The sequence below is a fragment of the Acidobacteriota bacterium genome (genome assembly GCA_026707545.1).
Classification (GTDB): Bacteria; Acidobacteriota; Thermoanaerobaculia; order Multivoradales; family Multivoraceae; genus Multivorans.
The window spans coordinates 103,284-116,450 of the sequence record JAPOWR010000003.1; the positions used below are offsets into that span (position 1 = coordinate 103,284).

11 protein-coding genes and 1 tRNA gene are annotated in these 13,167 nt (G+C 68.9%); 4 read left to right on the forward strand and 8 right to left on the reverse strand.

The window, feature by feature from the left end:
* The first annotated feature begins 33 nt into the window (after window positions 1–33).
* On the forward strand, window positions 34–1,521 hold the full coding sequence (locus tag OXG83_14785) for a CoA-acylating methylmalonate-semialdehyde dehydrogenase (protein MCY3966300.1): 1,488 nt from the start codon (window positions 34–36) through the stop codon (window positions 1,519–1,521).
* Between the two features lie 71 nt (window positions 1,522–1,592).
* Here OXG83_14785 and OXG83_14790 read toward each other — a convergent pair whose 3' ends face one another.
* Genes OXG83_14790 through OXG83_14800 form a run of 3 tightly spaced genes read right to left on the reverse strand, consistent with a single transcriptional unit; the run spans window position 1,593 to window position 4,859 of the window.
* Entirely contained in the window at window positions 1,593–1,979 is a 387-nt protein-coding gene (locus tag OXG83_14790; GenBank protein ID MCY3966301.1) for a hypothetical protein, read from the reverse strand.
* Entirely contained in the window at window positions 1,976–3,583 is a 1,608-nt protein-coding gene (locus OXG83_14795) for a carboxylesterase family protein (protein ID MCY3966302.1), read from the reverse strand. The genes OXG83_14790 and OXG83_14795 overlap by 4 nt, the downstream gene beginning before the upstream one ends.
* Window positions 3,584–3,605: 22 nt before the next feature.
* Window positions 3,606–4,859 carry a PQQ-like beta-propeller repeat protein gene (locus OXG83_14800; protein ID MCY3966303.1) on the reverse strand — a complete coding sequence of 418 codons (1,254 nt, stop codon included), beginning with the start codon at window positions 4,857–4,859 and terminating at the stop codon, window positions 3,606–3,608.
* Window positions 4,860–5,005: 146 nt separating this feature from the next.
* Between OXG83_14800 and OXG83_14805 the strand changes: the two genes are divergently transcribed.
* Both OXG83_14805 and OXG83_14810 read left to right on the forward strand, forming a co-directional pair.
* Window positions 5,006–6,073, forward strand: a complete 1,068-nt coding sequence (locus OXG83_14805; GenBank protein ID MCY3966304.1) for an LLM class flavin-dependent oxidoreductase — start codon at window positions 5,006–5,008, stop codon at window positions 6,071–6,073.
* Between the two features lie 12 nt (window positions 6,074–6,085).
* Window positions 6,086–6,964 carry an SDR family NAD(P)-dependent oxidoreductase gene (locus OXG83_14810; protein ID MCY3966305.1) on the forward strand — a complete coding sequence of 293 codons (879 nt, stop codon included), beginning with the start codon at window positions 6,086–6,088 and terminating at the stop codon, window positions 6,962–6,964.
* Here OXG83_14810 and OXG83_14815 read toward each other — a convergent pair whose 3' ends face one another.
* The 3 genes from OXG83_14815 to OXG83_14825 are packed head-to-tail and all read right to left on the reverse strand — an operon-like array spanning window position 6,965 to window position 11,099.
* Window positions 6,965–8,761, reverse strand: a complete 1,797-nt coding sequence (locus OXG83_14815) for an ABC transporter substrate-binding protein (GenBank protein MCY3966306.1) — start codon at window positions 8,759–8,761, stop codon at window positions 6,965–6,967. It abuts the gene before it with no gap.
* Window positions 8,758–10,002 (reverse strand): acyl-CoA dehydrogenase family protein, encoded by a 1,245-nt coding sequence (locus OXG83_14820; GenBank protein ID MCY3966307.1) that lies wholly within the window; start codon window positions 10,000–10,002, stop codon window positions 8,758–8,760. The genes OXG83_14815 and OXG83_14820 overlap by 4 nt, the downstream gene beginning before the upstream one ends.
* Window positions 9,999–11,099 carry an acyl-CoA/acyl-ACP dehydrogenase gene (locus OXG83_14825; GenBank protein ID MCY3966308.1) on the reverse strand — a complete coding sequence of 367 codons (1,101 nt, stop codon included), beginning with the start codon at window positions 11,097–11,099 and terminating at the stop codon, window positions 9,999–10,001. Before OXG83_14825 ends, OXG83_14820 begins: the two co-directional genes overlap by 4 nt.
* A 101-nt stretch (window positions 11,100–11,200) precedes the next feature.
* Between OXG83_14825 and OXG83_14830 the strand changes: the two genes are divergently transcribed.
* Window positions 11,201–11,854 (forward strand): TetR/AcrR family transcriptional regulator, encoded by a 654-nt coding sequence (locus OXG83_14830; GenBank protein MCY3966309.1) that lies wholly within the window; start codon window positions 11,201–11,203, stop codon window positions 11,852–11,854.
* 16 nt (window positions 11,855–11,870) lie between these two features.
* Here OXG83_14830 and OXG83_14835 read toward each other — a convergent pair.
* Together OXG83_14835 and trpS are read right to left on the reverse strand one after the other, a co-directional pair.
* A tRNA-Arg gene (locus OXG83_14835) sits at window positions 11,871–11,947 on the reverse strand.
* A gap of 139 nt (window positions 11,948–12,086) precedes the next feature.
* Entirely contained in the window at window positions 12,087–13,097 is a 1,011-nt protein-coding gene (gene trpS / locus OXG83_14840) for a tryptophan--tRNA ligase (protein MCY3966310.1), read from the reverse strand.
* Window positions 13,098–13,167: the final 70 nt, after the last annotated feature.

Consider the following 13,167-nt stretch of genomic DNA (forward strand, 5'->3'; position numbering starts at 1 on the left):
CCCTAGTAGGCTGCACAGCAGGAGAACGCAGCCATGAGAACGATCGAGCACCACGTCAACGGCAACACCCTTCCGGCCGGCTCTGGCAGGACCCATCCGGTCTTCAACCCGGCCACCGGCGAGCAGACCGCGGCCGTCGGTCTGGCGAGCACGAGCGAAGTCGACGCCGCGGTGGCGGCCGCAAAGGACGCGTTCGCCGACTGGCGGCGTACTTCGCTGGCGGTGCGGACGAAGCTGATGTACGCCTTCCGGAACCTGGTCGAGGCGCACACGGACGAACTCGCCCGGCTGCTGACCGCCGAGCACGGCAAGGTGCTGGCTGACGCCGCCGGCGAGGTGGCCCGGGGAATCGAGAACATCGAGTACGCCTGCGGACTCGCCGACCTGCTGAAGGGGAGCTACAACTCCCAGGCCTCGACCGGCGTCGACGTCTACTCGGTGCGGGAGCCGCTCGGCGTCGTCGCCGGCATCACGCCGTTCAACTTCCCAGCCATGGTGCCGCTGTGGATGTTCCCGAATGCGGTCGCCTGCGGTAACACGTTCGTGCTCAAGCCGTCGGAGCGGGACCCGTCCGCGCCGCTGCTGCTGGCTGAACTATTCGACCAGGCGGGCTTCCCGCCCGGCGTGTTCAACGTCGTCAACGGCGACAAGGTGGCGGTCGACCGCCTGTTGACTCACGCGGACGTCGCGGCTGTCAGCTTCGTCGGTTCGACGCCGATCGCCCGCTACGTCTACGAGACGGGGACCGGCGCCGGCAAGCGGGTGCAGGCACTCGGTGGCGCGAAGAACCACATGGTCGTGCTTCCCGACGCGGACGTCGACCTCGCAGCCGACGCCGCGGTCTCCGCCGCCTACGGCTCGGCCGGCGAGCGCTGCATGGCGGTGTCGGTGGTCGTCGCGGTCGGCGGCGTCGCCGATCCGCTGGTCGGCGCAATCCAGGAGCGGATGGGGAAGCTCTTCATCGGCCCCGGCATGGACGGGAAGTCGGAGATGGGCCCGCTGATCACCCGCGAGCACCGCGACCGGGTGGCCGGCTACATCGGCACCGGCGCCGAAGAGGGCGCCACCGTGGTCGTCGACGGCCGCAACGCGACCTTCGACGGCGACGGCTTCTTCCTCGGCGTCTCGCTGCTCGACAACGTGACGCCCGAGATGACGGTGTATCGCGACGAGATCTTCGGCCCGGTCCTATGCGTCGTCCGCGCCGACAGCTACCAGGAGGCGGTCGAGCTCGTCGAGCAGAACCCCTGGGGCAACGGCACCGCGATCTTCACCCGCGACGGCGGCGCGGCGCGCCAGTTCCAGGAAGACGCCGACGCCGGCATGGTCGGCGTCAACGTGCCGATTCCGGTGCCGGTCGGCTACCACTCCTTCGGCGGCTGGAAGCAGTCCCTCTTCGGCGACACTCACATGTACGGCCCCGAGGGGGTCCACTTCTACACGAAGGCGAAGGTGGTGACGGCGCGCTGGCCGGACCCGGCGGAGAGCCAGGTGGATCTGGGGTTCCCGCGGAACCGGTAGCTAGCGGCTCGCGCGCGCCGCTTCGCGGCTGCGCGCCTGATGCCGGCGGGGACGCCGGCGCACCCAGTGGTTCAGTCGAAGGTCCACTCCCGGGGCTCCTTGCCCTCTTCGGGCTGGGCCTCGCGGACGACGATCGGCGGGGTCTCGCCCTGTTGGTACGTGAAGACGTACTTCAGGGCCTTGCGGTTCTCTTCGGGTACCGGGTCGACGTGGGTGGCGAGCTCCGGGCCGTCGAAGACGTTGATCTTGCAGAACTCCTCGGCCTGGCAGACGAACCTGGCCATCTGGACCCAAGCCTCCATCTGCGTGTCGGGCTCGACCCAGGCGCCGAACGAAAGGCCGGTCAGGCCGATGATGTTCAGCGGCGGCGGAGCGTCGCCTCGCTGCTGCGCCGGGGCCACGGCGGGGACGGAGAGGAGGAAGGCGATGGCGATCGCAACGGGCGCGCGTCGATTCATGGCTGGGTCACCTCGAAGAAACGGTCCCATAATGCCATGCGGTCCCGGTGGAGGTGGCTGCCGGTCTCGATCGTCGAGCCGAACTCGAGGTGGCGGGCCGTGTCCGGCCTGAACTCCGGCCACGCCGGCAGATCCGGGCCGCCCGGCGGGTTCGGATCGCCGGTGGAGGCGAAGGCGATCCAGTAGCCGGACATCGCCTCGGCGAGTTCGTGGTCCTCCTCCGCGTACTCGTAGTCCAGCTTGTCCAGGTTGTCGAACGCGTAGGCGATCTCGGCCGCGTGGTAGGCGCCGTAGAAGTCCTTCTCGGGGTGCGGCGGAGCGTGGCTGAAGAAGTAGAGCCAGGCCGGCGAGGACACGGTCTCCGAGAGGGTCGCCCAGGTCTTCATGTGCCAGGCGAAGACGCGGTCGGAGAACGCGTCGATGAAGGCCCTCCTCGCGTCCGCGTCGGTGGCCACCGGATAAGCCTCGAAGAACTCGTCGGCCACGTCGGGGAACTGGCTCTTGACCAGGAACTCGACCCCGGACCTGTTGGAGGGCAGCATCCTGCCCATCAGGCTGGTCGCCTCGTCGCGGTTCGATCCGACCAGCACCGGCACGTCGGCCTGCTCGCCGGACCGGTAGATCTCGGCGATCTGCTTCGGCAGCACCCAGCCGTCGACGTTCGGTCTCGTCGCGAAGGCGCCCTGCTTCGAGGCCTCGGCGTGGATCGCCTCCGCGTCCAGTGCGCGCAGGCGGGCGGCCGCGTCTTCGCCCTCGATGCCGAGTCGCTTGGCGAAGGCCTCGCCGGCGCTCTCGGCCGAGCCGTCCTCGGACGAGCGAAGCACCGGCAGGCCGTCGAAGAAGCCCCCGCTCTGGCCGATCGCCCGCTGGAACAGGCCCCGGGCCAGGGGCGAAGCCTGCAGCACGTTGACGCTCCAGGCGCCCGCCGATTCGCCGAAGATCGTCACCCGGTCCGGGTCGCCGCCGAAGGTCGCGATGTTCTCCCGCACCCACTGCAGGGCGAAGATCTGGTCGAGGATGCCGTAGTTGCCGGAGACGCCCTGGTCGGACTCGGCCGACAGGGCCGGGTGGGCGAGATAGCCGAAGGCGCCCAGCCGGTAGTTCACCGTCACCACGACGACACCCTTCCGCGCCAGCGCCGTCCCGTCGTAGAGCGGCAGCGAGCCCGAGCCGCGGGTCAGCGCGCCGCCATGGATCCAGACCATGACCGGCAGACGGTCGTTGTCGGACTCGGCCGCGGTCCAGAGGTTGAGGTAGAGACAGTCCTCGCTTACGTCGACCAGGGGCGAGGCGTAGAAAGAACCCTCCCGGTAGGGCGCCTGCATGCAGGACGGCGGCTCGAAGAGAGCGTCGATGGGCAGTCGCGTGGGGGTCGCCGGCTGGGGCGGCCTGAAGCGAAGGTCCCCGACCGGCGGTTCGGCGTAGGGAACGCCGAGGAAGACCCGGACGGACTCGTCGTCCTCGGAGACGTAGCCGATGACGTAGCCGCTCGACGTCAGCTTCACCAGTTGCGGCAGGGCGTCCTGGGCGCCGGCAGCGGCGACGGCCAGCAGCATCGTGCAGGCCAGAACCCATGCGGGACGGCCGCGTATCGAAACACTCATCGGTCCGAGTCTCCTTGCCACGCTACTTCGCGACGTCATAAGAGGTCAGCGACTCCTGGTCGCGGATGTAGAACGCTCCATTGGCGACCACCGGGTGGGCCCAGGAGGGGCCGCCACGATCCTCGATCTCGAACCGGCCCCGCTCCTGGTAGCCCTCCGGCGTGGCGACCGCCAGACCGACCTTGTGGTGCTCGCTCAGCAGGAAGAGCTTGCCGTCGGCCATGACCAGGGAACCCTTGCCGACGCTCCGGGCTCGCCAATGGACCTCTCCCGTCCTGGCGTCGACCGCGGTCAGCGCCGGACCGAAGAAGCTGTAGAGAGTCCCCTCGTGAGCGATGACCCCGCCGTGATGATTCTGCAGGCGGGTTCCGAAGTACGCCTCCTCGCTGTGGAAGGACCCGCCCTCGTCCTCGGCGGTGATCGCGAGCGCTCCCCCGCCGATTCCGTACGACGCCGTGTAAAAGACCAGGTTGCCCTCCAGCACCGGAGTCGTGATGTTGATGGCGTTCACGGTCGACGGCCTCTCGTAGCGCCAGAGCAAGCCCCCGTTGTCGGCTCGGACGCCGACCCCGGCCTCCCCCGTGAACCCGAGGAGTACCTCGGTGCCCTCGATCCGACGCAGGATGAGGGACGAGTACGAGGCCACGTCGCCGAGTTCGCTGGAACGCCAGATCGTGCTGCCGTCGGCCGCCGAGAGTGCGGCGATCGCACCCTCTCTGCCGCCCGGCATGACGAAGACACGATCGCGCACGACCAGGGGGGACTCGCTGATGCCCCAGTGCGTGTTCGGGCTGCGGAAGCGGTCCAGCATGTTGAACTGCCAGATCACCTCACCGGTGTCCTTCGCGATCTTCGCCACTTCGCCCATGCCATTGAGGACGAAGAGCGAGTCGCCATGGACGGTCGGCACCGAACGCGGCCCGTCGCCCCTGTCCGGGTGGTCGTAGAGGGGGCCCAGCTTCCGCATCCACACTTCACCGCCGTCACTCGCACGCAGGCGGAAGACCGCGCTCTCCCCGTCGCGGGTGCCCTGAACGTAGATCGCATCGCCCTCGACGGCGACCGTCCCATAGCCCTGGCCCAGCGTCTCGATCTGCCAGTTGACGGCGGGGCCCTCCGGCGGCCACTCGTCGAGCAGGCCGGTCTCGGTCGAGATCCCGGCGCGGTCCGGCCCGCGCCACTGCAGCCAGTCGTCGGCATACGCCGAACCGCCGAATCCCGCCGCGAGCATGGTTGTCGCGAGCAGACGGACTCCTTCTCTGAACATCGGTCGCATGGTCGCCCCTTCCTTTACTGGCTGACGGACCAGCATTGTACTCGCGAGCCGGGCAGGAGGCGGATGGTACTCGAGACGCGTGGGCGTTCGGGATGGTCAAGCGGTATCGTGCGCGCTCACCGGATTGAGCAGGAAGGAGAACGGCCATGGAGTTCTGGACCGCAACCGTCGCCGCGCCGACCCGTAGCGCCGAGTTCGCCCTCGAGGCGGAGGACCGGGGCTGGGACGGCATGAACGTCGTCGATTCGCAGAACCTCTCGGGCGATCCGTACGTCTGCCTCGCGCTGGCCGCGACGACGACACGGAGGCTGCGGCTCGCGACATCGGTGACGAACCCGGTCACGCGCCACCCGGCGACGACGGCCTCCTCGGCGCTCTCCGTACAACGCGTCTCGCGCGGCCGCGCGGTGTTGGGGATCGGACGCGGCGACAGTGCGCTGGCCCACCTGGGCCGCGCGCCGGCCCACCTCGGCTGGTTCGAGGACTACCTCGTCAACCTACAGGCCTACCTGCGCGGCGAAGATGTGGACTTTGAGAACACTGGCGTTTCGGACGATGCCGCGCCGCTCGCGGAGAAGCTCGGGCTTGCCCACGGGCCTTCCGCGAGCAGCATCCGCTGGATCGGCGACGGTCCGAAGGTCCCCGTCGAGGTCGCGGCCACCGGGCCCAAAGTGATCGGAATCGCCGCGAGACAGGCCGACCGGGTCATGCTCGCCGTCGGCGCCGACCCGAAGCGCGTCGCGTGGGGCATCGAGACGGCGCGCCAGGCCGCGGCCGAGGCTGGCCGCGATCCGGAGTCGCTCAAGTTCGGCGCCTACGTGAACGTCGTCTGCTGCGACGATCCCCGGGTCGGCCGTGAGCTCGGCCGCGCCTCCACCGGCCTGTTCGCCCGTTTCTCGGTCATGTACGGCGAGATCGCCGGACCCGCCGACGAGGGGCAGGCCGACGTGTTCCACAAGCTCCACGACAGCTACGACATGAACGCCCACGGCCGCGAAGGCGGCCAGCAGACCGCCGCGCTCACCGACGATTTCATCGACGACTACGCGATCGTCGGCAACCCGGAGCACTGCGCGGCACGGATCGAGGCATTGCTAGATCTGGGTATCGAGAAGCTCGCGGTCACCGGACCCAACTTCGCCTCGCCGAGCCCCCCGGCACGCGAGGCCGCGGAGCGGTTCACGGACGACGTCCTGCCGCTGCTGCGGGGATAGAGGAGACGACACATGGAGCTGGCCGGTACGTCGGCAGTCATCACCGGCGGCGGCAACGGCATCGGCCGCGCCATCGCCATCGCCCTGGCGCGGGACGGCGCGAACGTCGCGGTCGCCGACCTGGAGCAGGATGCCGCGGAGAGCGTCGCCCGCGAAGCGGAAGCCCTCGGCGTGGGAGCTCTCGCGGCACGCGTCGACGTGACGCGCGAGGAAGACCTGGAGCGCCTGGCCGACGACGCCTGGGCGGCGTTCGGGTCCGTCGAACTGCTGTTCAACAACGCCGGCGTCGGCGCGGGCCGGGCGCCGGCCTACGGGTTCAGCGCCGACGACGTGCGCTGGATCCTCAGCGTGAACGTCGAGGGCGTGCTGAACGGCATCCGCGTGTTCGCGCCCCGCTTCATCGAGGGGGGCAGGGAATCCCGCATCGTGAACACGGGTTCCGAGCACAGTCTCGGCATCCCCTTCCCCGGTTCCGCGGTCTACACCGCCTCGAAGCATGCGGTGCTCGCCATCTCCGACGTACTACGGGCCGAACTACCGGACCACGTCGGCGTCAGCGTCTTCTGCCCGGGCTGGGTGGCGACGAGCATCTGGCGTTCCTCGGAACGCCGGCCCGAGCACCTCGGCGGACCTAAGGAAGCCAATCCCGTGGCCGGCAAGCTCAGCGCGGAACACGCCATGTCCGCGGAGGAGGCGGCCGCCATGGTGCTACAGCAGATCCGCGAGGGCCGCTTCTACCTGCTGACCCATCCCCACGTCATCGAGTACGCGCAAACCCGGTGGAACGACGTCGAGTCCGCATTCGCCGAACAGGCGCCCCGCTATGAGGGCGATGACAGGTACGACGTGGCCAAGGCGATTGCGCGGATCCGGGCGCAGCGGGCCGAGTAGCTAGGGGCGCTCGCGCCACCAGCCCGGACCGACCCGCGACGGCCAGCCCTCGGGCGGTGTCGGCCACAGAAGGATCGTGCCCATCGGGCCGAGTTCCACACCGCGGATGTCGTTGTTGAACACCCAGAGGAAGCTGACGTGGAACAGGAACAGGACCGGCTGGTCCTTGTACACCTCGCGGTGGATCTCCCGGTAGATCGCGGCGCGCCTCTCGCTGTCCTGCTCCCGCTTGCCCAGGTCGAAGAGTTCGTCGACCCTGGGGTTCGAGTAGCCGCCGCTGTTGCGGCCGCCGTCGTAGGCGTCGGTGGCGAGCTGGTTGCGGAGGGCGTTCGGATCCTGGGTCGTGCCGACGATCGTCCCGAGCGCCTGGAACTCGTGGGCGAGCCGCCTCTCGTTGAGCGAAGCGCTCTCGTAGGCGCGGGTCACCATCTCGACCCCGAGCCGCCGGAAGTCCTCGCGCAGGATGTCGAGCGTCGGCGGCACGTAGGTCAGGCCGGCGGTGTACGACAACTCGAAGCTGAAGCGGACCCGCTCGCCGTCGATCTCCTTGTAGCGCCAACCGGTGTCGGGGTCGGCGAGCCAGCCGGCCTGGTCGAGGAGTTCGGCGGCGCGCTCCAGGTCGTAGTCGAGCGCCTGCTCGAGGATCGCCGGCTCGTAGTCCCAGCCGCGTTCTTCCACCATGAAGCCGTAGGAACGCCGGTACAGGCCGTGGCCGACGCGGCGCAGCACCGTCTCCGCGTCGTAGGCGTGGGCGAGCGCCCGGCGCACCAGGGGGTCGGTGAAGAAGGGATTGCTGCCGTCCATGTTCCACAGGAGGCTGAGCAGCAGCGCCGACGCGTGCCGACCCTTCACGCCTCTCTCTGCGAACAATTCCCCTTTCGCCTGCCGGGCGAAGATGTTCGCGTCGACGTAGATCTGGTCGTACTCTCCTCCCAGGAACTGCAGGAAGGCGAGGTTCCGGTCGGGCTGGAACTTGAAGATCATCGTCTTCGCGGCCGGCGGCGCCCGGTCGAAGAGGTAGTGGTCTTCCCACCGTTCGAGGACGACGCGGTCGTTGTTGCGCCATTCCACGAAGCGGAACGGGCCGCTGCCGATCACCGCCTCGCGGCCGTAGCGGTTGTAGTAGGGCGAAGACCGCAGGGTCGGATCGGCTGCGCGCTCGGCGGCGTCGCCCACGATGTGGAGCGGCATGATGGGAAAGGCGAGCGCCTCCAGCCGCAACTGCGGGGCCAGAAGGCCGGCGAAGTCGAAGCGCACCCGGTGCTCGCTCTCCGCCGTGGCCCCGGCGATGAGGTCGCGCGCCGTCGGCCAGAAGCTCACCGGCACCCGTTCGTCGCGCAGGGCTTCGAGCGAGAACACGACGTCATGCGCCGTCCAGGGCTCGCCGTCGTGCCAGCGGAGCTCGGGATTCAACTCCAGGGTGACGGAGTGCAGATCCTCCGACGGTTTCACCGCGAGGACGACGTTCGAGTTCCAGTCGTAGTTGGCCGGGCTGCCGTGACGGATGACGAGCCACTCGAAGAGCATCCCGAACATCGTCCAGGCGGACGCCGCGCCGGACGGAAAGAGCGGATTGAGCGTCGCCGGCTGCGAGAAGTCGTGGCGGACGATCGTCGTCGCCGTGTCGGCGCGTTGCGGCTCGGCGACCGGGTACAGCTCGTGCAACGACGGCGGATCGACGAGAGGATCGGCCAGCGGGTCGTAATCGCCGCCGGTCTCGACCACGGGCAGCGGATTGCCGCAGGCGCCGGCCAGAAGGCCGGCCGCCACCGCCAGCCGCCGCGCCCGGGCGTTCACGCGTTGCGCTTGATATCCCGGAACGGACCCTGGTCGGCGCGGTAGCCCTTCGGCATCCCCAGCACGCGCTCGGAGATGATGTTGCGCTGAATCTCGTCCGTGCCGCCGGCGATCGAGATGGCCGGTACCGAAACCAGGATCTCCGCGATGATCCCGTCCGCGGCCGACTCGGGACCGCTCAGCATGGAGTCGGCGCCCGAGATCATCGTGTGGACCAGCGACGCCTGGCGCGCGATGACGCTGGCCGCCAGCTTGCCGATGGAGCCTTCGGGGATGATGTCCGTCGTGCCGGCCTTGCGCTTGGCCTCCGCGCTGTCGGAGGCGAGCTTCGCCCCCGTGTGCATGCAGATCAGCTTCGCGATCTCCTGCCGCGTCGCAGGATCGGCGATCGCTCCGGTCTCCCGGGCGCGCGGCACGACGAGATCGACCCGGCCCTCGCGCTGCGGGTACCAGGTGTAGGGCTCGGCGGCGATCCGGAGTTCCTCTTCGTACTCCTCGTAGATGGGCCCCTGCTTCGGTCCGTCGAGCGTGGACCCGCGAACGCGGCGGCTGAAGCCCCTCCGTTCGAAGGAGAGCGTGGTCTTCGCGACGTGCCAGCCGTTGCCCTCGCCGCCGATCAGGTCCTCCGGCGGTACGACCGCGTTCGTCATGAAGACCTCGTTGAACGACTGATGTCCGTTCATCTGCCGGAGCGGCCGCGCCTCGACGCCGGACTGCCGCATGTCGAGCAGGAAGTAGCTGATCCCCTGGTGCTTCGGCACGTCCCAGTCGCTGCGCGCGACCAGCAGCCCGAAGTCCGCGTGGTGGGCGCTCGTGTTCCAGACCTTCTGACCGTTGATGATCCAGTTGCCGTCCTTGAACTCGGCCCGGGTGCTCAGGCCGGCGAGATCGGACCCGCTGCCTGGCTCGCTGAAGAGCTGGCACCAGGTGTGTTCGCCGGTCAGGATCGGCCGGAGGAAGCGTCGCTTCTGATCGTCCGAGCCGCACGCCAGGATCGTCTCCGACGCCAGGCCCCGCGGACCCACCTGCGCGGCCGGAACCGCGGCCTTCTCCCTGAAGACCTCGACTACGACGACGGTCTGCTCGAGCGTGAAGCCGCGCCCGTACCACTCCTCGGGCCAGTGCGGCGCCGCCCAGCCGGCCTCGAGCAGGAGGTTCCGCCATTCGATCAGGGGACGGTCGACGCGCCAGTGCGCGTCGAGCCAGGCCGAGACCTCGCGCCGGATTTGGTCCGGTGTCATGCCGCGCCCTCGAGCATCGTCATCATCCGTTCGCGATGGATCGCCGGCGTGCCGAACAGCACCTCCGATCCCTTCGCGCGCTTGAACCAGAGGTGGGTGTCGTTCTCCCAGGTGAAGCCGATCCCGCCCCGCAACTGGATCGCCGCTCGCGCCGCGCTCATGTAGGCGTCGGCGGCGGCCGCCTTCGCCATGCTGGCGGCGTAGGGCTCGCCCTCTCCCGCGTCCAGGCCGCGCGCGGAATGGTAGGTGACCGCCCGCGCCAGCTCGATCTCCAGGAGCAGGTCGGCGCAACGGTGCTTGAGGGCCTGGAAGGAGCCGATCGGCCTGCCGAACTGGAAGCGCTGCTTCGTGTACGCGACGGTGGACTCGAACAGGTGCTGCGCGCCGCCGATCATCTCGTGGGCCAGAGCCGAACAGACCCTGTCCCAAAGCCGGTTCAGCGACTGCCGGGTCAGTTGGCCGATCGCGCGACTCGGCGTGCCGCCGAAGGTCACTCGGGAGAGCTTGCGGGTCTGGTCCACTACCTCGAGCGGTGCGATGTCGAGACCGGCGGCGTCCGCTTCCGCCGCGTAGAGTCCCAGGCTCGAGCCGGTTCTGGCGACCACCAGCAGCAGGTCCGCCACGTGGGCATCGACGACCATCGCCGCCGTGCCGGACAGCGCTCCATCCGCTGTTGCCGCGATCGAAGCGCCGACGCCGGCCGGGCTGTTCACGTCGTCGAGGACCAGGGTCGCGATCGTCGAACCCGTCGCGATTCCCGGCAGAAGCTCTGTCCGGTCCGCTTCGTTTGCCGCCTCCAGCAGCGCGCCGCCGGCCATCACGGCGGAGGCCAGGAACGGCCCGCAGAACAACGTTCGCCCCATCTCCTCGGCGACGATGCCGAGCTCGACCGCGCCGCCGCCGGCACCGCCGTAGGCCTCGGGAACGTGGACGCCGACAAGCCCCGCATCGCCGCAGAGTTCCTGCCAGATCTCCGGGTCATAGCCCCGGTCGGAGGCCATTCGCTCCCGGACGGCCGTGGTCGGCGACTTCTCGCGGAGCGCCCGCGACACGATGTCGCGAAGTAGCTGTTGCTCGGGCGAGAACTCGATCTGCAAGGCGCTCCTCCAGACGGCCGGCGATAGAGTCGGCGTTGGGCCGAACCTTGGCCGCACTCCTCCTGGGTCGCCAAGCACAACCCTACCTAAAGCCCCTACGCATGACGCAGTCGAGCCGATCGGATTCGGGGAGTGACCCGGGCACCCGGCGTCCGCGCCGCACCCAGGCCGAACGTCGCGCCGAGTCCGAGCGCGAGATCCTCCGCGCGGCCGCGCTGCTGTTCGGCCGCCAGGGCTACACCGCGACGACGCTGGAGCAGATCGGCAAGGAGGCCGGCGACTCCAGCGCTCTCGTGTCGCTGCGCTACGGCTCCAAGGAGGGAATCGTCGAAGCGATCCTCGCCCGTTCGCAGACCCGCGTCGGCAGCGAAGTGTTCGAGCCCGAAGAAGGAGTCACCGGGCTCGCCAGCCTGAGCCGCATCTTCACCGGTTACTCCGAACTGCTACGCGACGCCGAACACTGGATGCGAGCACTGTTCATGCTGATGGCGGATTCCCTCGGGCCCCTGAACGCGAAGATCGACCTGTTTCGGGCCAGCAACGACCGTTTCGCGGCGGCGATCGAACAGGCCATTCGCGAGGGCCAGGAGGCCGGCGAGATCAGGACCGACCTCGACTCGGCCGGGACGGCGTTCGAGATACTCGCTGCGGTGCGAGGCACGACTCTCCTCTGGCTGCTCGACCCCGACAACATCGATCTCGTCGCGGCGATCGAAGACCTCCGCGTCAGCGTCGAGGATCGACTCTCAGCCTGACCCCAGCAGGGCGTGATGGTGCACCCTGGAGGAGTCGAACCCCCAACCTTCGGATCCGTAGTCCGACGCTCTATCCAGTTGAGCTAAGGGTGCACAGCGCCGCCGCTCCGCGCGAGTGCGGAACCCTAGCAGCTTGTCGGTCCAAGGGGGATTATAGCGCTGTTTAGCCGAGCCGGACCCTGGTACTCGGTACGGAACGGATCGAGAAGCTGATCCGCGCCCACTCCTGAGCTCAGGCGAAGCCGACGAGGCGCCGGATCTCGGCCGCCTTCGGTTCGGCGACCGCCCGAGCCCGCTCCGCGCCGATGGCCAGCAACCGGTCGAGTTCGTCCGGCGCGGACATCAGCTCCTCGTACCGCTGCCGGATCGGCGTGACGATCTCGACCAGGGTCTCCGCAACGGTCCCCTTCAGATCGCCGTAACCACGGGCCGCAGCGAAGTCGTCCAGCACCTCCTCGCGACCGCGACCGGTGATCGCCTGGTAGATCACCAGCAGGTTGTTCACCCCGGCACGCGACGGATCGTCGCTGAAGGCGATCTCGCGGCCTGAGTCGGTGACCGCCCGCCGGAGCGACCGGCGAATCTCATCGTCCGAATCCGTCAGTCGCACGGCGTGGCCCCGCCCCGCCGTTTCGCTCTTCGACATCTTCACCGTCGGATCGTCCAGGGCCATGACGCGCGCTCCGGCGGTCGGAATCACGGCCTCGGGCAAGACGAACGTCTCACCGAAGAGATGGTTGAAACGGCCCGCGATGTTCCGTGCGAGTTCGACGTGCTGCTTCTGGTCCTCCCCGACCGGCACCTCGTCCGCGTCGTAGAGCAGGATGTCCGCCGCCTGCAGCACGGGATAGGTGAACAGCCCGACGCCGATCCGTTCGCGGCCGCCCTGCCGCTCCGACTTCGCCTTGTACTGCGTCATCCGCTCGAGCCAGCCGATCGGCGTCGTACAACCGAGGATCCAGGCCGCCTCGGCGTGAGCGCGCACGTGGCTCTGCACGAACAGGGTCGTACGTTCCGGGTCGATGCCGCAGGCGAACAGCATCGCCGTCAGCTCGCGTGTGCCGGCGCGCAGGGTCTCCGGGTCCTGGCGCACAGTGATCGCATGCAGGTCGACGACGCAGATGAAGTTCTCCCGGTCGTCCTGGCGCGCGGCCCAGTGCTTGACGGCGCCCAGGTAGTTACCGAGGTGCAGCGCTCCGGAGGGCTGGATGCCGGAGAACATCCGGCGGCGGGCGTTGCTCATGCCGCGGCGGTCGAATCCTTGCTTTCGAGCCAGAGCAGGAGGCGGTAGAGCAGATGTTCGATTCTCTTCA

What these genes read in the sequence shown, in the direction of transcription:
- OXG83_14785 (MCY3966300.1), top strand. Translation starts at nt 34, where the DNA reads ATGAGAACGATCGAGCACCACGTCAACGGCAACACCCTTCCGGCCGGC.
- OXG83_14790 (MCY3966301.1), bottom strand. Translation starts at nt 1,979, where the DNA reads ATGAATCGACGCGCGCCCGTTGCGATCGCCATCGCCTTCCTCCTCTCC.
- OXG83_14795 (MCY3966302.1), bottom strand. Translation starts at nt 3,583, where the DNA reads ATGAGTGTTTCGATACGCGGCCGTCCCGCATGGGTTCTGGCCTGCACG.
- OXG83_14800 (MCY3966303.1), bottom strand. Translation starts at nt 4,859, where the DNA reads ATGCGACCGATGTTCAGAGAAGGAGTCCGTCTGCTCGCGACAACCATG.
- OXG83_14805 (MCY3966304.1), top strand. Translation starts at nt 5,006, where the DNA reads ATGGAGTTCTGGACCGCAACCGTCGCCGCGCCGACCCGTAGCGCCGAG.
- OXG83_14810 (MCY3966305.1), top strand. Translation starts at nt 6,086, where the DNA reads ATGGAGCTGGCCGGTACGTCGGCAGTCATCACCGGCGGCGGCAACGGC.
- OXG83_14820 (MCY3966307.1), bottom strand. Translation starts at nt 10,002, where the DNA reads ATGACACCGGACCAAATCCGGCGCGAGGTCTCGGCCTGGCTCGACGCG.
- OXG83_14830 (MCY3966309.1), top strand. Translation starts at nt 11,201, where the DNA reads ATGACGCAGTCGAGCCGATCGGATTCGGGGAGTGACCCGGGCACCCGG.
- trpS (MCY3966310.1), bottom strand. Translation starts at nt 13,097, where the DNA reads ATGAGCAACGCCCGCCGCCGGATGTTCTCCGGCATCCAGCCCTCCGGA.